General features: G+C 39.2%; 34 protein-coding genes and 1 pseudogene. 11 read left to right on the top strand and 24 right to left on the bottom strand.

What is annotated here, in order from left to right:
• Positions 1 to 67: 67 nt before the first annotated feature.
• Positions 68 to 949, top strand: a complete 882-nt coding sequence (locus C6344_RS14750; protein WP_106073056.1) for a glycerophosphodiester phosphodiesterase — start codon at positions 68 to 70, stop codon at positions 947 to 949.
• 38 nt (positions 950 to 987) lie between these two features.
• Here C6344_RS14750 and C6344_RS14745 read toward each other — a convergent pair whose 3' ends face one another.
• From C6344_RS14745 to C6344_RS14705, 9 genes and pseudogenes are all read right to left on the bottom strand, one after another.
• On the bottom strand, positions 988 to 2,376 hold the full coding sequence (locus tag C6344_RS14745) for an amino acid permease (RefSeq protein WP_106072349.1): 1,389 nt from the start codon (positions 2,374 to 2,376) through the stop codon (positions 988 to 990).
• Positions 2,377 to 2,594: 218 nt separating this feature from the next.
• Positions 2,595 to 3,353 carry a DUF4097 family beta strand repeat-containing protein gene (locus C6344_RS14740; protein ID WP_060595416.1) on the bottom strand — a complete coding sequence of 253 codons (759 nt, stop codon included), beginning with the start codon at positions 3,351 to 3,353 and terminating at the stop codon, positions 2,595 to 2,597.
• A 28-nt stretch (positions 3,354 to 3,381) separates the two neighbouring features.
• On the bottom strand, positions 3,382 to 4,065 hold the full coding sequence (locus C6344_RS14735) for a hypothetical protein (RefSeq protein WP_060595415.1): 684 nt from the start codon (positions 4,063 to 4,065) through the stop codon (positions 3,382 to 3,384).
• A gap of 51 nt (positions 4,066 to 4,116) precedes the next feature.
• Positions 4,117 to 4,749: a TetR/AcrR family transcriptional regulator gene (locus C6344_RS14730; protein ID WP_106037150.1), complete on the bottom strand. Its 633-nt coding sequence runs from the start codon at positions 4,747 to 4,749 to the stop codon at positions 4,117 to 4,119.
• A gap of 135 nt (positions 4,750 to 4,884) precedes the next feature.
• Positions 4,885 to 5,088, bottom strand: a pseudogene (locus C6344_RS14725) (AraC family transcriptional regulator); the annotation flags it as partial.
• 177 nt (positions 5,089 to 5,265) lie between these two features.
• Positions 5,266 to 5,871, bottom strand: coding sequence for an ABC-2 transporter permease (locus C6344_RS14720; RefSeq protein ID WP_106073055.1), 606 nt, complete (start codon positions 5,869 to 5,871; stop codon positions 5,266 to 5,268).
• The gene (locus tag C6344_RS14715) at positions 5,849 to 6,730 is read right to left on the bottom strand and encodes an ABC transporter ATP-binding protein (RefSeq protein WP_106031874.1); all 882 of its coding nucleotides are present in this window, start codon (positions 6,728 to 6,730) and stop codon (positions 5,849 to 5,851) included. Before C6344_RS14715 ends, C6344_RS14720 begins: the two co-directional genes overlap by 23 nt.
• A gap of 5 nt (positions 6,731 to 6,735) precedes the next feature.
• Complete coding sequence (locus C6344_RS14710) at positions 6,736 to 7,107, bottom strand: GntR family transcriptional regulator (RefSeq protein WP_106037022.1); 372 nt, start codon at positions 7,105 to 7,107, stop codon at positions 6,736 to 6,738.
• Between the two features lie 162 nt (positions 7,108 to 7,269).
• A complete protein-coding gene (locus C6344_RS14705; RefSeq protein WP_106071708.1) occupies positions 7,270 to 8,397 on the bottom strand; it encodes a DUF418 domain-containing protein in 1,128 nt (375 codons plus the stop codon).
• A gap of 384 nt (positions 8,398 to 8,781) precedes the next feature.
• Between C6344_RS14705 and C6344_RS14700 the strand changes: the two genes are divergently transcribed.
• The 5 genes from C6344_RS14700 to C6344_RS14680 are packed head-to-tail and all read left to right on the top strand — an operon-like array spanning position 8,782 to position 9,681.
• On the top strand, positions 8,782 to 8,931 hold the full coding sequence (locus C6344_RS14700; protein ID WP_035390638.1) for an aureocin A53 family class IId bacteriocin: 150 nt from the start codon (positions 8,782 to 8,784) through the stop codon (positions 8,929 to 8,931).
• 41 nt (positions 8,932 to 8,972) lie between these two features.
• The gene (locus C6344_RS14695) at positions 8,973 to 9,125 is read left to right on the top strand and encodes an aureocin A53 family class IId bacteriocin (protein WP_106071707.1); all 153 of its coding nucleotides are present in this window, start codon (positions 8,973 to 8,975) and stop codon (positions 9,123 to 9,125) included.
• Positions 9,126 to 9,163: 38 nt separating this feature from the next.
• Positions 9,164 to 9,313 (top strand): aureocin A53 family class IId bacteriocin, encoded by a 150-nt coding sequence (locus tag C6344_RS14690; protein ID WP_035390638.1) that lies wholly within the window; start codon positions 9,164 to 9,166, stop codon positions 9,311 to 9,313.
• A 43-nt stretch (positions 9,314 to 9,356) separates the two neighbouring features.
• The gene (locus tag C6344_RS14685) at positions 9,357 to 9,506 is read left to right on the top strand and encodes an aureocin A53 family class IId bacteriocin (protein ID WP_106071706.1); all 150 of its coding nucleotides are present in this window, start codon (positions 9,357 to 9,359) and stop codon (positions 9,504 to 9,506) included.
• A gap of 25 nt (positions 9,507 to 9,531) precedes the next feature.
• Positions 9,532 to 9,681: an aureocin A53 family class IId bacteriocin gene (locus tag C6344_RS14680; RefSeq protein ID WP_017358895.1), complete on the top strand. Its 150-nt coding sequence runs from the start codon at positions 9,532 to 9,534 to the stop codon at positions 9,679 to 9,681.
• A gap of 102 nt (positions 9,682 to 9,783) precedes the next feature.
• Here the strand turns inward: C6344_RS14680 and C6344_RS14675 are convergent, their stop codons facing one another.
• Complete coding sequence (locus C6344_RS14675; protein ID WP_106071705.1) at positions 9,784 to 10,077, bottom strand: hypothetical protein; 294 nt, start codon at positions 10,075 to 10,077, stop codon at positions 9,784 to 9,786.
• Entirely contained in the window at positions 10,078 to 10,374 is a 297-nt protein-coding gene (locus tag C6344_RS14670; RefSeq protein ID WP_106071704.1) for a DUF2089 family protein, read from the bottom strand.
• 190 nt (positions 10,375 to 10,564) lie between these two features.
• Here C6344_RS14670 and C6344_RS14665 point away from each other — a divergent pair, with 190 nt between their 5' ends.
• The 5 genes from C6344_RS14665 (at position 10,565) to C6344_RS14645 (ending at position 14,727) form a co-directional block, all read left to right on the top strand.
• Positions 10,565 to 10,993 (top strand): DUF4064 domain-containing protein, encoded by a 429-nt coding sequence (locus C6344_RS14665; RefSeq protein ID WP_017358892.1) that lies wholly within the window; start codon positions 10,565 to 10,567, stop codon positions 10,991 to 10,993.
• Between the two features lie 13 nt (positions 10,994 to 11,006).
• Positions 11,007 to 11,696: an ABC transporter permease subunit gene (locus C6344_RS14660; RefSeq protein ID WP_050826862.1), complete on the top strand. Its 690-nt coding sequence runs from the start codon at positions 11,007 to 11,009 to the stop codon at positions 11,694 to 11,696.
• Positions 11,696 to 12,616, top strand: coding sequence for an ABC transporter ATP-binding protein (locus C6344_RS14655; protein WP_106071703.1), 921 nt, complete (start codon positions 11,696 to 11,698; stop codon positions 12,614 to 12,616). Before C6344_RS14660 ends, C6344_RS14655 begins: the two co-directional genes overlap by 1 nt.
• 68 nt (positions 12,617 to 12,684) lie before the next feature.
• Positions 12,685 to 13,206 (top strand): PH domain-containing protein, encoded by a 522-nt coding sequence (locus C6344_RS14650; RefSeq protein WP_106071702.1) that lies wholly within the window; start codon positions 12,685 to 12,687, stop codon positions 13,204 to 13,206.
• The gene (locus C6344_RS14645) at positions 13,207 to 14,727 is read left to right on the top strand and encodes a PH domain-containing protein (protein WP_106071701.1); all 1,521 of its coding nucleotides are present in this window, start codon (positions 13,207 to 13,209) and stop codon (positions 14,725 to 14,727) included.
• A gap of 65 nt (positions 14,728 to 14,792) precedes the next feature.
• Here the strand turns inward: C6344_RS14645 and C6344_RS19130 are convergent, their stop codons facing one another.
• The 13 genes from C6344_RS19130 to sigW all read right to left on the bottom strand — a co-directional run bounded on the left by C6344_RS19130 (position 14,793) and on the right by sigW (position 25,881).
• Positions 14,793 to 14,924: a hypothetical protein gene (locus tag C6344_RS19130; protein ID WP_260335735.1), complete on the bottom strand. Its 132-nt coding sequence runs from the start codon at positions 14,922 to 14,924 to the stop codon at positions 14,793 to 14,795.
• Positions 14,925 to 15,057: 133 nt separating this feature from the next.
• Positions 15,058 to 15,450 (bottom strand): RidA family protein, encoded by a 393-nt coding sequence (locus tag C6344_RS14640; protein WP_106071700.1) that lies wholly within the window; start codon positions 15,448 to 15,450, stop codon positions 15,058 to 15,060.
• A gap of 115 nt (positions 15,451 to 15,565) precedes the next feature.
• Positions 15,566 to 16,330: an ABC transporter permease gene (locus tag C6344_RS14635; protein ID WP_106073054.1), complete on the bottom strand. Its 765-nt coding sequence runs from the start codon at positions 16,328 to 16,330 to the stop codon at positions 15,566 to 15,568.
• Complete coding sequence (locus C6344_RS14630) at positions 16,327 to 17,244, bottom strand: ABC transporter ATP-binding protein (RefSeq protein ID WP_106073053.1); 918 nt, start codon at positions 17,242 to 17,244, stop codon at positions 16,327 to 16,329. Before C6344_RS14630 ends, C6344_RS14635 begins: the two co-directional genes overlap by 4 nt.
• 14 nt (positions 17,245 to 17,258) lie before the next feature.
• Entirely contained in the window at positions 17,259 to 17,450 is a 192-nt protein-coding gene (locus C6344_RS14625) for a PLD nuclease N-terminal domain-containing protein (protein WP_003217265.1), read from the bottom strand.
• Between the two features lie 160 nt (positions 17,451 to 17,610).
• Positions 17,611 to 17,967, bottom strand: a complete 357-nt coding sequence (locus tag C6344_RS14620) for a DUF2200 domain-containing protein (RefSeq protein ID WP_106072359.1) — start codon at positions 17,965 to 17,967, stop codon at positions 17,611 to 17,613.
• Positions 17,968 to 18,130: 163 nt separating this feature from the next.
• Complete coding sequence (locus C6344_RS14615) at positions 18,131 to 18,430, bottom strand: hypothetical protein (protein ID WP_106048551.1); 300 nt, start codon at positions 18,428 to 18,430, stop codon at positions 18,131 to 18,133.
• Positions 18,431 to 18,492: 62 nt separating this feature from the next.
• Positions 18,493 to 20,295, bottom strand: coding sequence for a glutamine--fructose-6-phosphate transaminase (isomerizing) (gene glmS, locus C6344_RS14610; protein WP_060595399.1), 1,803 nt, complete (start codon positions 20,293 to 20,295; stop codon positions 18,493 to 18,495).
• Between the two features lie 568 nt (positions 20,296 to 20,863).
• On the bottom strand, positions 20,864 to 22,210 hold the full coding sequence (gene glmM / locus C6344_RS14605; protein ID WP_034664420.1) for a phosphoglucosamine mutase: 1,347 nt from the start codon (positions 22,208 to 22,210) through the stop codon (positions 20,864 to 20,866).
• 25 nt (positions 22,211 to 22,235) lie between these two features.
• On the bottom strand, positions 22,236 to 23,645 hold the full coding sequence (locus tag C6344_RS14600) for a CdaR family protein (protein ID WP_060595398.1): 1,410 nt from the start codon (positions 23,643 to 23,645) through the stop codon (positions 22,236 to 22,238).
• Entirely contained in the window at positions 23,638 to 24,459 is an 822-nt protein-coding gene (gene cdaA, locus C6344_RS14595; RefSeq protein ID WP_060595397.1) for a diadenylate cyclase CdaA, read from the bottom strand. Before cdaA ends, C6344_RS14600 begins: the two co-directional genes overlap by 8 nt.
• Before the next feature lie 217 nt (positions 24,460 to 24,676).
• Positions 24,677 to 25,303, bottom strand: a complete 627-nt coding sequence (rsiW, locus tag C6344_RS14590; RefSeq protein ID WP_106037017.1) for an anti-sigma-W factor RsiW — start codon at positions 25,301 to 25,303, stop codon at positions 24,677 to 24,679.
• 14 nt (positions 25,304 to 25,317) lie between these two features.
• Entirely contained in the window at positions 25,318 to 25,881 is a 564-nt protein-coding gene (gene sigW, locus C6344_RS14585; protein ID WP_003217112.1) for an RNA polymerase sigma factor SigW, read from the bottom strand.
• Positions 25,882 to 26,063 lie beyond the last annotated feature (182 nt).

Raw genomic sequence — 26,063 nt, 5'->3', positions numbered from 1 at the left:
CCACCCAACATGCCCTTTACATCTATTTCTTATGATGAAGGCAGTTACCGTAAAAGGAGGATAAAATATGAAGAAAAGTAGATTACTTGCTTTCGTGTTGCTCTCTTTTGCTTTACTGTCTTTTGCGTGGGTGCCGACCACCATATCGGCACATGAACATCTTTTATCTCCAGATCGTATTTTAACCGTTGCACACCGCGGAGCATCAGGGTATGCACCAGAGCATACCCTGGCTTCCTACAAACTCGCCACAAAGATGAATGTGGATTACCTCGAACTCGACCTTCAAATGACAAAGGATGGACACCTCATCGTCATGCACGATGAAACCGTTGACCGGACCACAAACGGAACAGGCTGGGTCAAAGACCTCACACTTGCCGAAATCAAACAGCTTGATGCCGGTACTTGGTTTAACGAAGCCAATCCCGACAGACAAAATGCCAACTATATCGGACAGCGAGTCCTCACATTAGATGAAGTGCTGCGCTATTTTGGCAAACGAGAGAATTATTATATTGAAACAAAAAAACCAGACATCTATCCGCAAATGGAAGAAAAGCTATTGGCTACCCTTAAAAAACATCATCTTCTCGGGAAACACACAAGAAAAGGGCAGGTCATTATCCAATCCTTTAGCCAAGACAGCCTGCTAAAACTACAGAAATTAGATCCACGCCTTCCCAAAGTACAGCTTTTAGACAGAACCCAAATGACGTCCATCACAGATGATCAGCTCGATTTCATCAAATCTTATGCAGTGGGTGTCGGACCGAATTTTAGAGCATTGACACTTGAAAACGTACAGCAGGTCAGAAGCCACGGACTCCTCCTCCACCCATATACGGTCAACAACGAAGCAGACATGACCCGTCTACTTCAATACGGCGTCACCGGTCTTTTCACCAACTTTCCAGATGTTTTTCAGCGTGTGAAAGCTTCACTTTAAACAAAAAAGCCTTGCGGTCCATCCCGCAAGGCCTTTGATTATTTTACCGTTTGATCAGAAGAAGCTGTTTCGATCGGTTTCCGTTTCCCGATCCCAAAGACATAGAAGCTAAGCGCTACTAGAATCAAGAACCCAATGGCCACGATTAGAGAAATACGCGTATCCTGATTAATGAGCATAAATACAAGCACCATCAGTAAGAAACCGATTGTCAAATAATTAGAAAATGGCGCTAGCGGCATCTTGAATGGATGTTGATCAAGCGCAGATCCCTTCGCCTTTCTAAAGCCGATATGACTAATCAAAATCACAAACCAAGGCACCATACCAGGAAGTACACTCGCACTATACACATAGACGAAAATGTTTGGTGGCGCAACATAATTGAGGACAACTCCTATCGCTAAGCCAATCAGCACAGCGAATGTCCCAAAATACGGTACACCATTCTTCGAAATCTTGGTGAAGAAAGCAGGCGCCTGCCCATTCACACCTAATGTATAAAGCATACGACCCGCACTGAAAATCCCACTATTACAGCCAGACATCGCTGCTGTAATCACAACAAAGTTAATAATACCAGCCGCTGCTGTAATCCCAATTTTCGCAAACGTCGCCACAAATGGACTGCCAAGGGTATTCAGCTGATCCCAAGGATACACTGTCACAATGACAAAGATCGCACCGATATAGAAAATCAAAATACGCCAGATGATACTTTTGATAGCATTGGTCAGTGTCTTTTCTGGATTTTGCGCTTCACCTGCTGTAATTCCAATCAATTCTACACCTTGATAAGCAGCAATGACGAGCGACAACGCAAACAAGAATCCGGTAAATCCACCTGTAAAGAACCCGCCGTGCGCCCACAGATTAGACAAGCCAATAGGTGTCCCGCCATTTCCAAATCCAAAGAAAATAATGCCTAGACCTGCAATGATCATTAAAATAATCGTCACAATCTTGATCATTGCAAACCAAAATTCGAACTCACCGAACGATTTAACCGAAATCAAGTTGGCCGCTCCCAAAATAATCATCGCAATTAATCCTGGAATCCACGCTGGCAGCTCTGGGAACCAATATTTCATATAAGCGCCTACGGCAATAATTTCCGACATCCCGACAATGACCCACTGGAACCAGTTACTCCAAGCTGTCATATACCCCGCAAGCGGATGAATATATTGATGACCGAATGTAGCAAATGAACCTGTACTCGGTTCAACGTATAACATTTCTCCCATCGCACGCATAATAAAAAAGATAAAGATACCACATACTGCGTACGCGAGAAGAACCGATGGACCTGTCCATTGAATGGCCTTGGCTGACCCCATAAATAAGCCAACACCAATCGTGCCGCCGAGTGCGATCATTTGAATATGGCGGGCACTTAACCCTCTCTTTAATTCCTTTTGAGCCACTTTTCTTCCCCCTCATCAACAAACAACATAAAAAATAAAAATCAGAATGTTCATTCTGATTGAGAAACATCAATCTTTCGATGTATATTATCATAATAAATCTACCCTTAAAAAACAATTGTTTTTTTGAGGGAAACACTATTATCAAAATATTCCGACGATAAAAGAGATTCAAATTGTTTTATATTGATATATTGAATCAACGAGTGAAAGTCACTTCAATGCTTATGACTTATTAGAAACTGACCGCCTCTTATATCAACCTCAAAGGATCGCAATCCATTTTTATGCACCATTTTCTCCTTCTCTCGATGACAAGAAAAGTCATTCCGGAAAGCGCCGGATCTTTTCTTTACATAACAAGTAAACCCATCATTTTCCGGTATCTCCACTTTGACATATGCTCCAGTTGAAGTAGACTTAAGTGAATTTAGCATGTTTGTAGAATGAATCTGTATCCTTCTACCTGTTACATGCAGATCAACGTTCAAAAAAGCACCCGTCAACTCAACTTTTGACGATGTGGCGTGCAGTAATAATCTCTGCGCGACCAGCTGCCGACTAGAAATAAGTCCACCTACTGTCTCTAAATGGAGATGTTTGATTTCACCTGATAGCATCGTCTTTCCAGAAGTTAAATGACAAGAGACATTTTCCACCTTCAGCCTCTCTGCCTGAAGATTTGTTCCTTTACAACGAAGAGATATGGACTGTAATTGTTGTTTAGGAAGATAAATAGCTACATCGGTTTTATAAAGGTGAAGCCCTAAGCTGAGTATTTTTTTTCGTCTATCTTGAATGACCAGCCGTCCATCTCTTACCTGATGATGCAGCAAATAACGTTGGGGAAAAGCTTGATTGGTCGTTTGACGAATGAATAGATAAGGATGATCATGATGATGAATACGCACCTCTCCCAATAGCCAATCCAGCGATAATTCTACGACCGATTCTTCAATTCGAACCGTATGCTCCACAATGTCTCCCTCCTTTTTTCAACGCGGCTCATCTCTCTTGAAGCCGGATGATACTGCCCCATAATTCCAAGATCACAATGAGAACGGCTGCGATCATGACTCCTGACAGAATGAAATTCATTTGATCATTTCCATAAAAAGCAATTAATAGGTTTCCTAAAACAGCACATAGAACAATCGCAGTCAGAATGGTCATGGAGGTAGATTTCTTCATTAACCCCACTCTCATCGCAATCATGCCAATACCGTTGATACAACAAGTAAACACCAGGTACGTTTTGATCACAGTGAACATCACATCAGCTGTCAGCGCATCCTGAACAAGGGGGAAGAACGTTTCAGTGACACTAAACACAACAAATGAGGGAATGATGCTACACAGCATTGCAAACGTAGAAAAGCACAGCATCCAGACCATTCTCGAAAGGAGTGATGCTTTCAGACTTGATGAATGAGGTTCATGCTCTTTCAATGCAGTCACCATCACTCGACAATACATCAAGGCTGTGACGATCGAAAAAAAGATCATCCATACTATACTGGTCAACAAATAGATATTCGGATATTGCTGAAAACCTATTTCCTGTTCAACCTGTGCAACAAACGCGACAAAATAAATAAACACCAGCAGTACAATGCTTGCAATCATACTAGATTGAATATAATGTTTCATATGGCTTTTTCTTAGCTCAAGTTTTATGAAGTGAAGCATAAGGCATCCTCCTATGAAATGAATTTTTCTTTTTGTCTTTTATCTGACCATTTAGGTTCCAGGCTGATCATATCCACCAATTCCAGCATAATGCGCTGTGACCTTTTGAATAAATAGATCACTCACTACATCCACTCCAAGCCCTTTCATCATCTGTTGTAAAAACAGCAAACGCTGACTAGTTTCCTGCTCATCACGGGCAAATAGTGTTGGATTCAGCCATATATTCACGAGAAGCATAAACACTTCTGCCACTTCACCAGGAAAAGCAGTCTTCATCGAACCATCATCAATTCCTTCTAGAATGAGCCTTTTAATTTTAAGCGCATCCTGATTTACTCCTGCCTTCATCCCTTCCACCACAAACTGCGGGTTTTTGATCTGATCAACTAAGATTCCATCAATTGAGTGAGACTGTGGATCTGCCACAAGCTTCTCTAAAATAAGCTGCAGCTTCTCTTTTGCATGAACTGCCTCTGTATGCTCAATCAGATCTTCAAGCTTCTCTGTCGCATGACGAAATTGCCGATCCATCACGGCACGTAATATTTCTTCCTTCGATTTGAAATGATGATAAATAGCACCCTTAGACATGTTCAATTCATGGATGATATCCTGCAAACTCGTCTTTTCAAATCCTTTTTCCTGAAACAGCTTCGTCGACACATCTAAAATTTGTTTGATTGTCTTTTCTGGATACTTATTTCTGGCCAAATGAAACGCCTCCTCTTACATACCGACCGTTGGTATGTATTTTAATCTACTTCATGATAAACTGTCAATATAGGTTCTTTATATAAAATAAATAAAAAAGACCGCTCACACGGTCTCCTCAAGCTCAAACTGTAAATTCACTGGAACATCTGGCAATGCAGAATCCTCCACCATATTGGTTGTAGGTGTCTTCTCATTCACTTCCTCAAATCGAAACCCATCTGCCCATACCGTTCCCTTGCCGCTGAGCAAGACACCAAAATGAATGGATTCACTGTGAGAAGGGATATCTAAAACAATCGCATATTGAAATGAAAATGAGAATATCCCACTATTTCAGGCACCTGCCTTAATACAGCTCATCCATCAAATACGACTCAAAATAGAAAATCGCCTCTTGCGTGACAGACTATACATCATCTCGCTCACCTCTACTTGGTCATAATTGCGGTCATGATCTACTTTGAATAGATTCAGCTATTTTTCCTAGAACACTTTCCTCTGATAAATAGCAGTAGAAAGCCCCCAAGACAGCAGGTAGATAAGCATAATCAGCACAGCTGACCCAGTATATAAAATAGGTATCGATAATTTCATGATAAAATCTGTGATCCCACTGAATTGCTCCGCTAAATAGGCAACAAATGGCGGTCCTATACCAGATAAAAGGATAAAGCCAATAATCACTGCCGTTGTGATATAGCCAGGCTTCAAGATATAAAACAATGGAAACGTACACGCCGCAAACAATAAAAACAGCCCGCTGCCAATCGCAATATCCGTCAGCGAAAACAGCTTCCCAAAAACAAATAAAGCAGCACTTGTCAGCCCGATTGCGATAATCATATAGAAAACGGCACCAAGATAACGTGATGCGATAATTTCTTTACGTGTATAAGGCAAAGAGTTTAATAGAATATTCGTTTCTGCCTTCTCATCGTACGCATATGTGTTAAAAGGTATGAAGAAACTAGCGACTAGAAAAATCAATGCCGGATGCGCATCCATGAGAATAAAAAATAAGATAAACGGAAGAAAAATAATCAGCTGCTTTTTCTGCAAAATCACATCACGCTTCATTAAATGAAACATGCGCCACCCCGCCTTTCAAATAAAACATGATATCCTCAAGTGACGCCGGTTCGATCACAACAGCGTCTCCAAAAATATGATTCACTTCACCGATCCGATCTGTTAATGCTTCAAACCCTGCTGCTGTACGCTGAATATGGACAAAAGCCTTTTCTGTGTCTCGATCCAACAAATCCAGGCTTCCCTTCACCAGCGCATAATTCTCCGCTACATCATGAACCGACTGTTGAAAGACCAATTGTCCATTTTGTATAAACGCAATATAATCCGCAATCCGGTCTAAATCTGTTGTCATATGTGTTGAGAAAAATATGGTCCGGTTCTCATCAATCATTAACTCTTGTAACGTTCCTAACAGCTCTCTTCTAAAAACTGGGTCTAAACCGGCTGTTGGCTCATCCATGATAATCAACTCTGCATGATGTGATAGCGCAATCGCAAGTGACGCCTTCATCTGCATCCCTTTTGAGAATGTTTTGATTGCTTTATGCAGGGGCAGGCCAAACTGTTCAATATATTGATGGAAAAGACGGTCATCCCAGCGTTTATAAGCAGGTGCCACAATCCGTTTAATGTCTTTTAAATTCAAACCTGGGAAAAAAACATTGGCATCGTAAACAAAGCCGATTCGTTCCTTAATCTCTTTTTCATGGGTGTGATAATCTAATCCGAAAATCTTGACCTCACCTGAATCTGGTTTTAACAAATTCATGATCATTTTAATGGTGGTCGACTTACCAGCTCCATTTTCTCCAATAAACCCTGTAACAAAGCCTTTCTTGACCTGCAAATCGAGACTCTTAACTGAAAAGTCCTTGAATCGTTTTGATACTCCTTTGAATTCAATCACATGCTCCACTCTTCTCACTCCTCATACAAGAACTTTAATAACTGCTGCAATTCATCAAAAGATAAGCCTAATTCCTTGCCGTTTGTGACAACCGCTCCAAGCTGATCTTCAATCACCTTCAATTTTTTCTCTCTCATGACCTCTAGGTTTTGTTCCGCAACAAATGATCCCTTGCCTACAATCGAATAAATAAATCCTGCCTTCTCTAACTCTTCATATGCTCGCTTTGTTGTGATGACGCTAATTTGCAAATCCTTCGCCAGCTTTCGAATAGACGGCAGTGCCGAGCCTTCCGCCAGCTCCCCCGTTAAAATCATCGATTTGATTTGATTCGTAATTTGCTCATAAATGGGCTCCTTAGAGTGGTTTGAAATCGTAATCTGCATATAAAAACCTCTTTTTTCTGTACTGGTGTTTGGAACAAAATAATGTATATACACTATATATACATTATATACACTTTGGAAGAATAATCAACCACTTTTTGATTGCAACTCAATTAAAAAAACCGCACAGCTCTTCAGCTATGCGGCCTTCCCCAACAAAATTTATCTCCAATACACCCATTTTCCCATCATCCACTCCACCGGACCTCTTCTCCATTTTTTCAAATAGAGATGGCTGATGAACAGCTGCGCTGTATACAGTCCGACAGCGAGCAGCAGTCCCAACATTGACCCCAATTGTCCAAATAGACCAAGTCCATAAGAATAGAAAATCGTTGTACAAATGATCGACTGCGCCAAATAGTTTGATAGAGACAAACGGCCAAGTCCTGCAAGCAGACGTTTGAGGCCTTGGGCTGCCTTCGAATAGTAGAAAACAATAAAGGCTTGAATATACCCGATCGTCAGAACATAGGCACCTAACGTCATCACCATTTCACTCCAAGGGGCATCAATGAACGTCGCACATTTTAAGGCGAGCCCGATGATAATCATCCCAACCCAGCCTTTACGATAAGCCATGCCTCGATCTTCTTCTGTCAAATGACCTTTTTTCCCAATGGCCATGCCAAGCAGTGCAAATGGCCCCACCATGATCGTACCGAATAGAAAACCTAGGATTGGCATCAGCGTAATGGTCACGATCGCCATAATAATGGTCACAATCATCATATCGTCTTCAATCGTAATCCGGCTCAACATAATATCACCGTATGCACCCTTCGCATACACATCAGTTAACAAATCATCATTTCCATAAACAAAGGTCATCAGATATGGCAAAACCACCAATGACAAGGCACCTAACACACCTGACCAAATCAGCATCGTTTTGATCCGGCTGCTTAAAAACATCAGCAAGAAAAACATACATGCACCGTAATACATGAGAATGTCACCATTCCAAATAAATATGTAATGCAGCATCCCAAGCACAATAAGACCAAAGCCGCGGCGAACGACAATAGCATTCGTATTCAGCCCCTTGGCCTTAGTGGATTCAATCAGCTTGATAAAAGAATACCCAAACAAAAAGGAGAAAATCGGATAAAACGACCCCTGGAACAAAATTTCCGTCACATATACCCCGAATTCCTGTCCCCATATGCTCGAATCAAACATTTTCTCAAAATCATAATCATATTGAAAATTAAGCATATTCACTATCAAAATACCTAATAAACTAAAACCACGTAAACTATCAATAAATTCAACCCTAGATCCCTTCAACACGACAGCTCCTTCGGAAAATATAAATACAACCATACAATATAATAACCCATATATGTAAAAAAAGGTTATAAAATCCCCAAAAGTTATAAACTATCTAAAATTGTACTTAACAAGAAGACAAGTAAGATTAGTGAAATAATCATACTCTTAAAAGTAAAATTTAATTTATACATCATTTAACTAATATAATTATCTTTATATATACTTTATTCGCCCTACTACAAAACAAAGACTTATTTACTATACGAAAATGAAACCCAATAAAAAACCCGAAAAATATAGTTCATAATCTTCAATTTAATGTAAAATATGAAAAAATTGTTGTATTTAGGATTATTTTGATTTAATATTTAATACATAAATTAACAGGGGGTGAAAAAAATGGTAGCTTTCTTGAGGCTTGTTGCTCAACTTGGTACTAAAGCCGCTAAATGGGCTTGGGACAACAAATCAACTGTTATCAACTGGATCAAAAATGGTGCAACGTTCCAATGGATCAGTGATAAAATTGACAGCATCATCAACGGCTAATTCTGAGATATCTTTTAAAGTAGTTTGGTGGAGGTGAAATAATGGTAGGTTTCTTACGACTTGTGGCTAAACTTACAGGTGAAAAAGCTTTTTGGGCTTGGGCTAATAAAGAAAAGGTTATTGAATGGATGCAACATGGCTTTTCTTTCAAATGGATTGAAAGACAAATTATCAAAGCTTTAGCAGGCAAATAAAATTGAGCAATTAAACGAATTTGGGAGGTGGAAAGAATATGGTAGCTTTCTTACGACTTGTTGCTCAACTTGGCACTAAAGCAGCTAAATGGGCTTGGGACAACAAATCAACTGTTATCAACTGGATCAAGAACGGTGCAACGTTCCAATGGATCAGTGATAAAATTGACAGCATCATCAACGGCTAATTCTGAGATTATCTTTCAAAGTAGTTTGGTGGAGGTGAAAAGAATGACAACTTTCTTACAACTTGTTTCTAAACTTACAGCTAAACAGGCGATTTGGGCTTGGGCTAACAAAAAAAAGGTACTTGAATGGATAGGACAAGGCTTTTCTTTTAAATGGATTTCAAACCAAATTATCCGAGCTTTAGCAGGCTAAACGAATTCAGGAGGTGAAATAAATAATGGTAGCTTTCTTAAGACTTGTTGCTCAACTTGGTACTAAAGCAGCTAAATGGGCTTGGGCTAACAAATCAACTGTTATCAACTGGATCAAGAACGGTGCAACGTTCCAATGGATCAGCGATAAAATTGACAGCATCATCAATGGCTAGTTGTTCGTTAGCCCAATAGGGATAGTGTAAACACTCTATCCCTATTGTTTTATTATAGCCAAAAATCAAACATTTAAAACCTAAAAATCATAATTTTTGTGATTATTTTTTTATAGTGATGTCTTGTGTTTTCATCTTTTCAATTTCTTTGACTCTTTTTTTGTGGAGCATTCTACGACCGCGGTTCCACTCTTCAATTAAAAGAGCTAATCCAACTAGCGCGATAATAAGAAAACCTATGTTATTACTTACTTTATTTTCGAAATAAAACCATGACATTCCAGCGATAAAGACGATCGGGATTAAAGCTCCCCAAATAAGGTTGTTTCTTGTTGAAAGGAAATACTGAACTGCAAAAACGACAACTACTAAAATAAAATACATTAATTCATTCATTTAATCTCCATCCCTTTCTGCTTTATATTTTTCAATAATGTTTTTGGCAACTTCTAAACTAATTTTTTCCTCAATCGCGAGTTTCTTTACATATTTAACTAGAGTTTCTTGCTCTAGAGTTTCATTTAATCTAATCAATTGAATGATTCTGTCTAATCGGGTTCTAACTGTTGGATAAGAAACATCATAATCTTTTGCTATTTGTTTTAATGAACCTGAACTAAGTATAAATTTTCTTATAAATTCTCTGTCCTCAGAATCTACAGATAAAATCCATGTTGGAATATCTTGCTCCATATATCAGCCACCCCGCTTTTTTATTATTATAACACAGAAAGAATAAATGTAACCAAAAAATGAATAAAAAAATGAATAATGTTTATTTTTTCTAAACTTTTTTAAAATTTATGTGGAAAAACCTATCCAAAATATGTTATTGTAAGTTTAGGTTATTTAACCAATAAATTGTATTTTGTGGAGGTTAAGCATGAAACGTACTTTAGAAAAGACTTTTACTATTATAGGTGTTATTTTATTCACAGCCTTACTTATTGGGAGCTTTATGTTTTATGAAGGAACAAAAAATAACAATGATACTAACAAACTAATCCAAGACTTTATTGATGAAGAAAACGTACAAGATATCACACCGGAACAAGTAATTAACATCCTTGCCAATGGTTCTTTATATATGATCGCAATAACGATATTGAGCATACTAGCAGGAATTTTTTCATTAATATTATTAAAAAACAGAGCACGCTCTGCCGGTATTCTATTAATAACTACCTCTATTTTAGGCTCCTTATTAACAATCTTTTTAGGCATACTTGGCGGCATTGCGTATCTAATTGCTGGAATTACTATAATTGTGAAAGATAAAAAAGCAAGAAACGGGACAGATCAGTCATTCTAAAAGAGGTGAAACTATGTTTGCAATTGGTTTGAATGAATTCAAAGCACTGTTTAAAAGTATACGCTCTATCCTAATTATTATTGTCCTAATTGGAATTACAACCGGTACGGCAAAAATCCTTAGCCAATTTAGTGACCAATTGAAATCTTTAGGTCTAGGTGATAATGCATATGTGGGTGGATTAATGGTATTACTTTTCATTGCTGCCCCACTATTTGTCACCAGTCTAGCCCATAATGTAATCAATAAAGAGGTATACTCTCGTACTGTTCGATTTTTAGTGACGAAAACATCTAGAAATAACATATTATTAGGAAAGTTTTTAGGTAATCTTCTTTTTTGGATTGTATGTTTAACTATTTCCTTAATATTAATTATCCCGTTTTCAAACACTTTTTATTTTCTAGAATTAATACAATGTATTGTGTTTATTTCTTACTTCTTAGGGTTAACTCTATTACTATCCACTATCATTTCAAACCCTTCTATTACAATGTTTCTAGGTATTACATTGTCGATTATTTTACCTGTTATCGGTATGATTAGCATTGGATCAAATAATATTATCATTAAAATGATTAGTTATATCACACCCTATTATTATTTCACTCAAGAGCAGACTGCTTTTACATATATAGTCATCCTTTTCCCAATTTTGTTTTTAATCGTAAGTTTAATGCTTTTTAGAAAGAGGGATTTATAGTGTATGCACTCAAAACGACCAATCTAACAAAGAGATATGGAAATAAAATTGTTGTTGATAAAATGAACTTATCAATCGATAAAGGCACAATATTTGGTTTTCTAGGGAAGAACGGTGCCGGCAAATCAACATTTATAAATATGATTACAGGTATAATTGAACCAACTGAAGGACTTTATGAAGTATTGGGCTATAAAAAGAATCAACAAAAATCAATCTGGGGTAAAATAGGGGTTCTCCCTGACTATTCTACATTCTATGAAAACATGACCGCACTAGATCATTTGAAATACTTTAGTCAAATATTGAAATTAGATTTAAAACAAGAAGATTTAATTGAACTTCTAGATAAAGTTGAGTTAAAAGATGCAGCTAAGTTAAAGACTAAAAATTTTTCATTTGGAATGAAAAAAAAACTAGGGATCGCCCAAGCATTATTAAATAAACCTGATTTAATTTTTTTAGATGAACCGACTTCAGGGGTTGATGCAAATTCAGTATTAAATATCCATTCTATTATTAAAGAAATCGCCACAAACGGTACTACCGTATTTCTAACCTCACACAATTTAGATGAAGTTGAGAAATTATGTGATGAAGTTGCTATTATGAACAAAGGTGTCATTCAAATTAAAGGAAGTATGAAAGAGTTAAGAACAGCATACAAAAAGAATATGACCGTTTATATAAAGCATAGTGTTGCTTCAATTGCACAGATTGAGTCATTAACAGTAGACCTTAAGAGTATTTCTATAAAAAGTGAAATCAGTGAACTATCATCCCAAATAACCATTGAAGATGAATCATCTATACCATTAATCAACAAGCTTTTTATTTCTAAAAACATTGATGTATTTAGAATAGAAGTCGATGAGCCATCATTAGAAGAAATATTTCTTAATATTGGAGATAATAATTAAGAATCCTATAAAAAGTAGATTTAGTATCCAAGTGGTACTAAATCTACAAAGGATAAGGAGGATTATATTTGTATCAATTGAAGGAGCCCTCAAAAAAAATTTCTAAAGATGCGATTAAGGTTTGGCGGATAGTTGACTTTATAAATTTTATTATATCAATTAGCGTTTTAGCTGTCCTTTTAGTTCTACACAACTATTATAGTTGGTCAGAATGGATTGTTTGGCTTATTTATAGCCTCATGGGTATTTTAATTATATCAGCCATTGTAGAACTCATGTTAGTCCCTATTTACAAACAAAAAACTTGGCGTTATGAAATAGATATAAATATGATTCAATTAAAGCATGGAGGAATTTTCAGAAGGAAACACCTAATAATTCCTATGAATAAAGTATATTTTGTAGATACTTATCAGGGTCCCTTATTAAAAAAATATGAATTATCTTCTATTAAGATTGGTACGATTGGCTATGTACATGAAATACCTTGCATTCCAGAAAAAGAAGCTTCAGATATTCGTGATTATATAGCGCATATTACTGATAATCAAACCAAAAAGAATGAGATTAGAAAGGAAAGCTCTCTATAAATGGAAACTAATAGTCGCCTAAAAAGATTACATCCATTATGGATGCTATTTGAATTATTAAAATCGATTAAAGGTTTCATCTTCTTCTGTATTTTTTTATCAGTATTATTTGGTTTTTCATCCATATCAATATTCTCTAAATTAGGTTTTTTAATTATTGTTATTTTTGTAATTTACAAGGTCATTACTATATTATTAGAGTGGAAACATTTTGGTTATGACCTAAGCGAAGAGGAGTTATATTTAGAAAAGGGTAGGTTCATTACTGTAAAAAGACATTTTCCAATTAACAGTATTCAAGGTGTGAATCAAACATCTACTTTTTTCCATCGTTTTTTTGACCTTACCTCTTTGTTAATTGATGTAGGATCAAGCAATAATGACCACGTAGTAAAATTACATATGATTACAACTTCAGAAGCTTTGAGCATAAAAAAGCACCTTACGGAAAAAGGCAGTATCAATGCTAATGTAGAAAGTGAATTTGAAGAACCTATACAACAAAGTGCTCAGAAACTTCATTATGAAATCCAAATGAAGGAGATATTTATTGCTTCCCTTACATCTTTAAGATTACTTTTCTTTCTACTTCTTCTCTATTCTGCTTACTCAGAAATCAATCAATTTTTGTCTTTAGAAAAGTATATAGATAGTTTGATTTCATTTGTAAAATCCTCTCCAATGACAATTATACTGAGTGTTTTTTTACTTATTATATTGTCTATTCTATATGGAATTTTAAAGACATACTTGCAATATGGAGGATTTAAATTATCTTCGGACAAAACTAGACTGTACATCGAAAAAGGTAAATTGAATATTACTGACTTCTCTATCCCAAAAGAAAAGATTGAAGCGTTATACTTCACTAGCAGTTTTATACAAAAATTACTTTCTATTGTGAAAGTAAAAATCATCAGTTCGACTGAAGTTAATGACGAAAATGTAAAATCACCAAATATATTATTTCCTTTTATAAATAAAAATTTGGCAAATAAATTAATTTCAGATATCTTTCCTAGCATTAGACTAGAGACCAATATGAAGAGAATACCATGGTATTCTATCATACCTAAATTATTTAGATCAGTCATATTTTGGTGTTTAACGCCAGCTCTTCTTTTATTTTTCAGAAATGACTTATGGTATATTTCAATATTTATAAGTGTTGTATTTTTACTCATTCAATTGTTTAGCAGTTTGTACAGCTCCTACAGTTGTAATGATCATTATTTGCAAATAAAAAAAGGCGGCCTTACAGATAGACTTCTCATAACACACAAATATAATATAGAAAGATTAATAATCTCAGAGACACTTATCCAAAGGAAATTAGGGTTGGCTTCAATTAAAATAGTTAACAGAGCAAAACCAACAAAAACAACTATCATGCATGATTTACCAAAAGAAATAGCCGAAAATTATTATGATTGGTATTCAAAAGGAATAGCAGAACAAACTTCTATCAACATACCTAATGATCATTCATTGGATCTATTTACTGTTCAGAAACCAACATAATTTAAATCTAATTCAGGCACTGACTTAACTTGAAACTTTGATTACGTAAAAAAGGGCTAAACATTTTAGCCCTTACCTTTTTCTTCCTTCCATAGCACACGCTTCACATAAAACAAAATCCCCAATCCAAACAAAATCAACGGCAACTCCCAGTCTGCAGAAACCGGCAGCCATTTCAACATCATGAGAATCAGCAAAACAGCTCCCACACCTGCATAAAAGAACACCGTTTTTTTCAATTCTTGGTTTGATTGAAACGAAAAACCACCTCTTTATTAACACTTTTTATACCATTTTTATCATATTCAACTGATATAAACAATCATTTCATCAATCCATATCCCGACAAGCCCAAGCATCCACCTCGACCTTTAAAGCAGGTGAAGCCAAAGCCACCACATAAATCATCGTCATACAAGGCAGATGATCCCCTAAAAACTCTCGCATGATTCGCTTTCTGCTCTCTGCTTCAAACTCACCTACCAAATAAAACACAAGCTTCGTTATATCTTCTACTTTCATATCTGCCGCTTCTACATTGCGTTTTACATTCTCTAACGCTAGCTCGAGCTGTTCCATCGGGCTCGCTGGGATGGTCCCATCGACTTCCATCCCCACTTGCCCTGACAAGGTTAACCACCGCTGCGGCCCTGTTGTTTCTATTTGATGAGTGTAGGGTGCAACTGGCGGGTGAATGGCCTCCGGATTACGTGATGTTCGCATTGATAAAAACCCCTTTTCTGAAAATACAGTCAATTTTTATCATCATATCAAACTTTCAATGGTATTCAGATTTTTATGCTCATAGTAAACCTGAAGAAACAATCGCAACCGCCTGCTATAATTCTTGTCTTCTAAAAAGAAACCATCCAAAGAGAAAAAAGAAACCAATCAATACCGATACACCTAGAAAGCTTGTAAGCGCCTGATCCGAATAAGTTCCTCCATGAATCATCTCCTCGGCCGCACTTGTCACGCCTTTAGGCGCAAACTTCCCTAATGTATCCTCATAAAATGAAGGAACGGTAAATAGAATAAGGTTGATCAAAAGCGATACACCGCCAGCTGTGACGGAACGTGTAAAGAATGCCGAAGCACAAATGGTCGATACCACAATCAGCAATAAATTGGGGTAATAAAGAAGCGTTCCTTTTACCACATTGACCCAATCTACATGCCCAAATTGGATGTCCACATAATAAACGGAGGCAAGCACCGCCACCACCAAACTAAACAAGGTCAAACAAGCATAGGCGCATATTTTCGAGACATAATAACTCATTCGACTGATCGGTTTCACCATAATCATCGCCGTCACCCCAGAGGCACGCTCTCCAGCAATCGTCCCCATCACGATCATAATCAGGATAAACACGCCGAGCGAATCAAATTTACTCAATGCACTTGCTAAAGCCTCTCCAGCACTAGGCTCTGGTATATAAAATGTAGACCCTTCAGGTAAATTAGCCGATTTCGACAAAAGATCTGGCAGCATTTTGAGCGTAATAGGCTGCGTGATCATTAAAATCGTAAAAATGATTGGCACAAACAACATTTTATAACTAGTGAATAACTCCCTAAATTCCTTTTTCAACATCATCATGCAGTCACAACCTTCATGAAAATATCTTCTAGCGTCAGCTTAGATAGTCGATAATGGAGGATAACACCGCCAGCTTCAGTGATGAGACGAGGCAGCTCCTTCAATGCCATTTGTTGATCATTGACTCGCACCTGATAATCGTCTCCTGTTTCAATGCATTCCTCCACCCAATCCCGTTCTTTTAACAAAGCCACTAGTTTCGTATTCTGTTGTTCTAATTGAAATTCAATCACTGGCTGGATATAGTCTTCTTTGATCTGTTTCATCGAAGAGGACATCTCAATTTTTCCGCTGTTGATCATGATAATATGATCCGCCACTCGTTCAATGTCATCTAAAATATGGGTCGACATAAAGATCAGCATCTCATGCTTTAGACGCTCAATCAAAGTCAGGACGTCTTTTCTTCCCATTGGATCAAGTGCAGACACAGGTTCATCCAAGATCAGAACCTTCGGGCTGTTGATGAGCGCCTGTGCAATGGCGAGCCTCTGCTTCATCCCTCCGCTATAGCTGCCAATGGCACGATCCTTCGCCTCATACACACGGCAAAGCTTCAACAGCTTCTCAGTTTTGGAACGAATGATTTTTTTCTCTAATTGAAATAACCCGCCAACCCAATGCATCCACTCCTGCCCCGTCATGTCCTGATAAAATGCAGGCTGCTGCGGACAATAGCCAATCACATGACTGATGTCATCCATGTCCTTTGTCACATCCATACCCGCCACCTTCACGACGCCAGACGTAGGACGAGCAAGCCCCGTCAAAATCCGAATCGTCGTTGTCTTCCCCGCTCCATTGGCTCCTAAAAAACCGACACAACCAACTTCCCCAACAGAAAACGAAACGTTTTTTAAAATTTCATGCCGACCATACGATTTCGTCAGCCCTTGACACTCCAGCATATTCAAGCAAATCCCCCCTACTAAGATTGTTTACGACCAAAAATGAAATACGCAATAGGGCCGGCACTCGCCACAAACACAATCACCAAAGCCCAAACCCACTTCACTTCTCCTCTGATCCTCGATGGATCTCTTTTCAGCAAATCAAACAAACCAATCACCATTAAAATGGCTTGCAGCAAAATAAGAGGTAATATCATCTTCATATCCATCCACGCCACTCCTTTTTCATAACCAATTTGTTTTGATATCACTTCTTTTGACGACATGAAGAGTGAATTCGTTCAAATGGATTTTATTTTTATCGATCGAATGGTCTATAAGATATAAAAAAGCCCAGTGAAAGTTGTTCACTGGGCTTGCTTGTGATGGTCATAACGAACCTCGCAAAATCTTTTCCATCGTCTTTCCTTTCGCTAACTCATCAATCAGCTTATCTAGATACCGAATGTTTTTCATTGTTTCTTCCTCAATGTCTTCTACTCGAACACCACAGATGACTCCTTTGATTAAACTGCGGGAAGGATGAAGCTCAGGGGCCTCGGCAAAGAAGTTTTCAATATCTGTCTGTTGATCCACCTGTTCCTGCAGCTCTTCCGGACTGTACCCTGTTAACCAACAAATAATCGTATCGACTTCAGCCTTTGTTCGTCCTTTTCTCTCTGCTTTTGCGATATAGAGAGGATAGACTTTTGCGAAGCTCATTGTGTAAATTTTATGTTTGGTCATGCGCTCTTCTCTCTTTCTTTGTTAAATATTTAACCTGTATTGCCTGCGAAAGATGCGGCTCTCTCATTATGCCTAATTCCTTTATTTTCAAACCAACTTGGCATTCTATTTTTAATGTCCTTAGCACATTATATCCCATGTGAAATTATGGCTATCATACAACTTATAAACGATGATATAAACCTTTATTATTTCTCTTTTTATTCTCTTCATCTTTTTTGAAAGTCCTATATTTAAGAAATTGAACGAAACAAAATCCAAGGAATACACAAATCGGTCCTTCGACCGTGGCAGGACCACTAATCAACAAATAAGAGCTAATAAACAATGCGATATAAACGATTAAGAAAAAAATATTTCCCCATTTTTCCTTTTTTAAATATTCACTAATAATCATTCCGCTCCCTTGAAAATGTACGACCTTATCGAATCTATCTTTCATTTTATTAAGCTCTTTAGACACAAAAATACCCCTTTAGATAATTATATCTAAAGGGGTATCAAAAGTCTGATTTAATTTAAACCCTACTCCACCGTCACACTCTTCGCAAGGTTACGTGGTTTATCCACATCACACCCGCGGTGAAGGGCTGCGTAGTAAGCGATGAGCTGTAATGGGACAACAGATGCAAGTGGTGCAAGTGCTGGGTGTACAGCTGGAAGGACGAAACGGTCGCCTTCGTCTTCTAGGCCTTTTAGTGAGATGACACATGGGTTTGCGCCGCGTGCAACGACTTCTTTGACGTTACCGCGAATGCTGAGGTTCACGTGCTCTTGCGTTGCAAGGGCAATGACCGGTGTGCCTTCTTCAATTAAAGCAATTGTTCCGTGTTTGAGTTCTCCACCAGCAAAGCCTTCTGCTTGGATGTAAGAGATCTCTTTTAGTTTTAGTGAACCTTCAAGGCACACATAGTAATCAAGTCCTCTTCCGATAAAGAATGCGTTACGTGTCACTGTGAAGAAGTCACGAGCGATTTGTTCCATTTCATCCTTTTGATCGACAAGGGCTTCCATTGCGTTTGCTACAATCCCAAGCTCTTTCACAAGGTCGAAGTCAAGAGATTGACCATTTAATTCAGCTGCAACGGATGCAAGGATCGCAAGAACAGCGATTTGCGCTGTGTAAGCTTTTGTTGAAGCCACTGCGATTTCTGGTCCTGCATGAAGAAGCAATGTGAAGTCCGCTTCACGAGAAAGCGTAGATCCTGGTACGTTTGTGATCGTTAATGCTTTATGACCAAGCTCTTTGACTTGAACAAGTACAGCACGGCTGTCCGCTGTCTCCCCAGATTGAGAAAGGAAGATGAACAACGGCTTTTTCGATAGAAGCGGCATGTTGTAAGAGAATTCACTTGCTACATGGACTTCTACAGGTACTTTCGCCCAGTCTTCAATATATTGTTTACCGACAAGTCCTGCATGGTAGCTCGTTCCGCAAGCCACAATGTAAATGCGGTCTGCTTCTGCTACTGCGCTTGCGATATCGCCAGCGACTGACAGCTTGCCGTTTTCGTCTTGATATTCTTGGATGATTTTGCGCATGACAAGCGGCTGCTCATCCGTTTCTTTTAACATGTAGTGAGGATATGTGCCTTTCTCGATGTCGCTTGCATCTAGCTCAGCGATATAAGAAGGACGTGTCATGATATCACCGTCAAGGTTTTTGATGATCACCTCGTCTTTTGTGACAATGACCATTTCTTTATCCATTAATTCCGCATATTCGTTTGTTACTTGAAGCATCGCCATTGCGTCAGAAGCTACAACGTTGAAATCTTCTCCGAAACCAACCAATAATGGGCTTTTGTTTTTCGCCACATAGATTGTTTCTTTGTTTTCGTTATCGAAAAGGGCAATTGCGTAAGAGCCTTTTAGTTGAAGAAGCGTTTGACGGAAAGCTTCCTCTGTATCAAGACCTCTGTCCACAAATTGTTCGATAACTTGAACAACAACCTCTGTATCTGTGTCGCTTTTTAGTGTGACGTCTTGTAAATATTCGCGTGTCAATTGTACATAGTTCTCGATGACACCGTTATGAACAAGCGTAAAACGGCCAGAAGCACTTTGATGCGGATGCGCATTTAGATGGCTTGGTACACCGTGTGTTGCCCAGCGTGTATGTCCGATTCCAGCTGAAGATGCTACATTTGCATCAACAACTTCACGAAGCTCAGCGATACGTCCTTTTTCTTTGAACACATGCACGCCTTCTTCGTTTGCCACAGCGATACCTGCTGAGTCATACCCGCGGTACTCTAGCTTCTCTAAACCCTTTAATAAGATTTCCTTCGCATCATTCTGACCAATATAACCTACGATTCCACACATAAATATTCTTCCTCCCGATCATGTGAAAGGGACAAAGAAAGCCTACTAAAATAGAAGGGACATTTCTTCGTCCCTCTCTACATGTTTAATTTGGGAGATCATGTGTATTCCCTTTGTACAAAGAGTCACCTCTTTGCTTTAAAGAAACACTTACGGCTGTGATCTCTTTTTTGATCAGCCGGGAGGCATCCGCCGAAAATTCGATAACCTCCATCCTCGTCAACTAAGCATCTTTCGTCCGATCGCTTAGTTCGGGCGCTATAATTATAAGAGAGTTGCTGAACATCTACCCTGCCTTTCCTGATAGAATAAAAATCCAGTAACACAAGGATGATTGTACTATAAGGTCTGACCTCCGTCAATCACAATTTAGCGGGTGATCCCGCTCAAGAAAGTGAGACCTCCATACACTATATGCGATGAGGCTTGTCATGTTCTACCTTTGATGTGCTCTCCTATGTATGAAGGCAGCAAATTGCCCTCGCTTATAAGATTCGTACAAATCCATCCATTTATGACGTTTATTCGAAAAAAAAGCAAACCGCCGCTGGCGATTTGCTTTCATCTATTACTCGATACCCATTTCCTCTTTCACAACAGCGGTAATTCGAGTCACATATTCATCACACAGCTCTTTTGTTTTCGCCTCTGCCATCACGCGTACAAGCGGCTCTGTTCCAGATGGACGAACAAGAATACGGCCATCACCGTTCATCTCTTTTTCGACCTCTTGAATCACTGCTTTTACTTTTTCATTTTCTTCCACTTTATATTTATCAGACACTTTCACATTCACTAGAAGCTGCGGGAATTTTTCCATTTCAGCCGCAAGCTCTGACAATGTTTTTCCTGTTGCTTTGAGTGTATTGACAAGCATGATCGCAGAAAGCATGCCATCACCTGTCGTATTGTAATCAAGGAAAATCAAATGGCCTGATTGCTCACCGCCGACATTATAGCCATCCTTTTTCATCGCTTCAACCACATAGCGGTCACCAACAGCGGTTTGGATGCTCTTAATGCCTTGTTTCTCCAGCGCTTTATAGAAGCCTAGGTTACTCATGACCGTGGACACGACGGTGTCATCCTTTAATCGGCCTTCACCCTTCAAATAACGTGCACATATGTACATAATTTGATCGCCGTCTACAATATCACCTTTTTCATCGACAGCAATTAAACGGTCTCCGTCACCATCAAACGCAAGACCAATATCTGCACCCTTCTCCTTCACAAAAGCAGAAAGTGCCTCTGGATGAGTTGAGCCGACACCATCATTGATATTCAATCCGTTTGGTGATGTTCCCATTGTGGACACATCAGCATCTAAATCCGCAAATAAATGTGTCGCTAGAGAAGAGGTTGCACCGTGAGCACAGTCAAGCGCCACGTGAATACCTGTGAAATCCTCGTCCGCTGTCTGCTTCAAGAATTGCAAGTATTTCTGACCACCTTCAAAGTAGTCATTCATCGTTCCAAGATCCGCTCCAACTGGGCGTGGCAATTGATCGACCGGCTGATCCATCAGCTGCTCAATTTCATTCTCCTGTTCATCAGACAGCTTAAAGCCGTCACCGCCGAAGAATTTAATTCCGTTGTCTTGAACTGGGTTGTGAGAAGCAGAAATCATGACACCCGCTTCTGCGTCCATTGCCTTCGTTAAATAAGACACACCAGGTGTTGAGATCACACCTAGACGCATCACTTCAGCGCCAATTGAAAGTAAGCCTGCAACGAGCGCTCCTTCTAGCATATGACCGGATACACGTGTGTCTCGTCCAACGAGTACCTTTGGACGTTCTTTATCCTTCGTGAGCACATAGCCGCCAAATCTCCCAATTTTAAATGCGAGCTCTGGCGTTAATTCGCTATTCGCCACACCCCTTACACCATCAGTTCCAAAGTACTTGCCCATGTTTCAATCGCTCCTTTTTTACCATTCAAGAGGACGCTTCGTCCTCTTTTTTATCTTCTTTGATCCGCTGTCTTTGACTTGATTCTTTCTTTGCTTTATCTTGCGTGGATTCTTCTTTACTCTTCTCATCCTGATCATCGTCATCAGAAGATGGATCCTTGCGATCATTCGTAGACGCTGGCTGATCTTCTGTCTCAGTAGAAGTCAGTTTCACTTTGACCTTTGATCTCGATAATGTCCACGTCACATTTTGAGGACCGTTCACTTGAATTGTGACCTCATGTGTTCCTTCGTTCAAGTCCCCAACATTGATATAGGCTTCAACATCTGAAGCCTTTAGTTTATCAATCGCACTCTTTGATCCCTTTGCTGTTAACGTGAGCCGTCCAGAAGATGGGCTCACAAAATCAGAGGTGAGATCCTTGCTCAGACCCACGACAGAAATCGGTACATTATCGATCTTTTTTTCTTGCGCTGTTGCAACCTTCACCTTGATTTTAACCGTTTCGGGCGATACCTTTTTCACACCATCTGGCAGGGGAATGTCGGCATCAATCTCGGTATCATCTTTGATCTTGCTTAGGTCCAGCTTAACGCCATCAATAAAATCAAGCGAATCCAGCACTTTTTGAGAGCCGTACACTGTGACCTCACTCGGGCTTGTCTCAATGCTTGAGATACTGATCCCATCCGGCAAACTGCCAGTCCGCTCTATTTTAAACGGAACCTTTTTGCTTGGACTTGAGATGGGAACTGTAATATTCACCACAGACGGACTCAATTCGACTGGCAGCTCATTCCCGCTGCTATCATACACAGTGAGCTTCGCTTCCTTTTCAATTTGCTGATCGACATCCTCTAGGTTCACAAATGCTTTAATGACAGAAATTTTGTCGATTACGTCCTTTGAACCAGTGACTGTGACTTTTTTCGGATTCACAATAGGCTGTTCAGGTGAATAGCCATCTTTGATTTTATTTTGATTATAAAATTCAGTTTCAACAGGAAATTCTGCTGTTGTTTTTTCTTGTATCGTCACCGTCGTCACAGATGGGTTGATCGATAGTGTGAGCCCTTTTGATACATCTCTTGCCTTCAGCTCCACTTTATGGGTACCTGTGGATAAATTCTGCATATCTGCATATATTTCGAAGTTCTTTGTTTGTCTTGCTGTTTTCACAGCACTCGTTGACCCTTTAATCGTCACATTGACTGTTTGCGGCACACCAGTAACGACGTACTTCTCGTCATCATAATACGCTTTAACAGGAATGTCGGTTAAGGTTGCTTCATCTGTCGTCGATGTTGGGAAAAAGGATTCACCGATTTTTTTCGGCGTGGGCGCTTGCGCTGAATTGACTGCACCATACAGCAATAAAGCGAAGACCAATGCAAGAAGCTTTACGGCCCAGCGATTATTCAAAATCTTATCCATTTTTCTTGCCCCTCCAATACCATTTGGTCGAGGAAGCATCTTTGCTGTTCTTACTAAATTCAGCAATCAGCATTTCTTCAAGCGCTTCTTCTGTCAATTCTCGGTGGAGATCACCATTTCTTGCGACAGAAATGCCGCCTGTCTCTTCAGAAACGATGACGGTTAAGCTGTCTGTCACTTCACTAATTCCGACTGCCGCCCGGTGACGCGTCCCCAGTTCCTTAGAGATAAAAGGACTTTCTGACAGCGGTAAATAACAAGCCGCAGCTGCAATCTCATCACGCTTCATAATGACAGCACCGTCATGAAGCGGTGTATTTGGAATGAAAATATTAATGAGCAGCTCTGAACTCACCTTTGCATTCAAAGGAATTCCAGTCTCTATGTAATCATTCATCCCAGTATCACGCTCAATTGTCAGCAGCGCGCCGATTCTGCGTTTTGCCATATATTTAATTGCTTTTGTAATTGCCTCGATCGTTTTCTGCTGCTGTTCCTCTATAGGTGTCCCGCTTCTTGAGAAGAAACGGCCGCGCCCAAGCTGCTCAAGCGCTCTCCTTAGCTCTGGCTGAAAAATAATAATGATCGCAAGGAATCCCCACGTAATCGCTTGATCCATCAGCCATTGAAGTGTGTTAAGACCGAGATACGCACTTCCCATCCTGACAAGAACAATGACCACAATTCCCTTTAAAAGCTGAACCGCTTTTGTTCCGCGGATGACCATCATTAATTTATATATCACATACCAAACAACGAGAACATCAACAGCATTACCGAGGTACTGCAAAAAAGGAATATCCCCTAAAGCCATTTCCTCGTCCTCCAGAATTTTCAGTTATTCTTCGTTTGATGCATTTTTAATAAAAAAAGAGACTATGTGTAAATACATAGCGTGGCTATTATACCACATTTTGTTTCAGCAAGGAAAACAGTTGCCATATATGGCTGGCGTGCTAGTTCGCATACATTCTGACCTATAATATAGAAAAAGAGCAGCCCCATAAAGAGACTGCTCTCGACCCGTATGATTACTTTTGCTCCTCTGGTCCAATGACCCGCATCACATTTTGTGCTGTGGATTTCATTTTGTACCAAATCCAATCAAACACTTCATTAATTTCATTAATTTGACCAGTGACTTGTCCGGCAGAAGCAGTCAGCTGTTCCCCATTGACGACGGTGACATTTCCATCAACCTTGCCTTCTACAATCAGCTTGCCATTTTTGACAGTGACATCACCTTTTACGGTTTCCCCTTTAGGTACGGTCACTGTATCATTTACAACGACGAGATTCGACTGTTTTGACACACTGAAATTATGATCGGTATTCCAGCTTGTAAACAGACTGCCTCCCATCAAAATGAGAAAGAGGGCAGCGGCCACCATCAGCGGATGAGCTTTGATCCATCTTTGAATCGACACACGCTTTTTTTCCTTTGGAAGACCTGCCATCACCTTTGCAGTGAAATCAGATGGTGCTTCTATATGAGATGTACTCTGCACAAGCGCGATGGATTTCTCAATTTGTTGAAAATGAGTACGGCACTCCTCACACGATTGCAGATGGCTTTTTAATTCTTTTTCGTCTTGGGGCTCAATGTCCCCGTCTAAATACTGATGCATAAGCAGGACGATTTTTTCCTGACAGCTCATCAAAATCACCTCACTCAAAGGTCTCTCAACTGTTTCCGGAGAGCCTCTCTACCCCTGTGTATTCTCGTTTTCACCGTACCAACGGGTATATTCAGAATCTCGCTAATTTCTTTTAACGAGAGTTCATCAATATACTTTAATACGATGACCGAACGATATTTATCGGGTAATCTTAGAATTTTTTGCTGAATGGTACTCGATAATTCAAGAGACACCACCTCTTCCTCTGGCAAAATGCCATCAGCAGCAATTTGAGAATACATATTCAATCCTTCTGTTCCTGCCACCTCTGCATCTAAATAATAATCCGGCTTTTTTTTGCGAATACGGTCGATGGTCAGGTTGGTTGCAATGCGGTACAGCCACGTAGAAAACTTACGATTCACATCAAAGCTTTCAATATTCACATAGGCACGAATAAACGCCTCCTGTGCAATATCCTCTGCTTCGTGTGCATTCCCAAGCATACGGTAGCACAGCTGATAAATTTTGTCTTTATACAGGTCTACGATGTCTGCAAATGCGTTCTGGTCGCCTTTTTTCAATTGCTTAATTCTCTTTTTAATCATTGTGTCCATAGTATATTCAACCTCTGCCTTCACCGGTCTTTATGTATACGAATCTCTTTCCAAAAGGTTTCATTCTCCTCTAAAAAATAGTGTAACAAATTTTTGACAGCGTGTTACGCATATCCACCGGTAAAAACCTTAATATATCCTTAAATTTCTCCAAAACAAAAAAGAACGGGAACAAGTCCCGC

The sequence above is a fragment of the Bacillus sp. GBSW19 genome (assembly GCF_002998655.1).
Classification (GTDB): Bacteria; Bacillota; Bacilli; order Bacillales; family Bacillaceae; genus Bacillus.
This window is presented reverse-complemented; position numbering and strand designations above follow the sequence as displayed.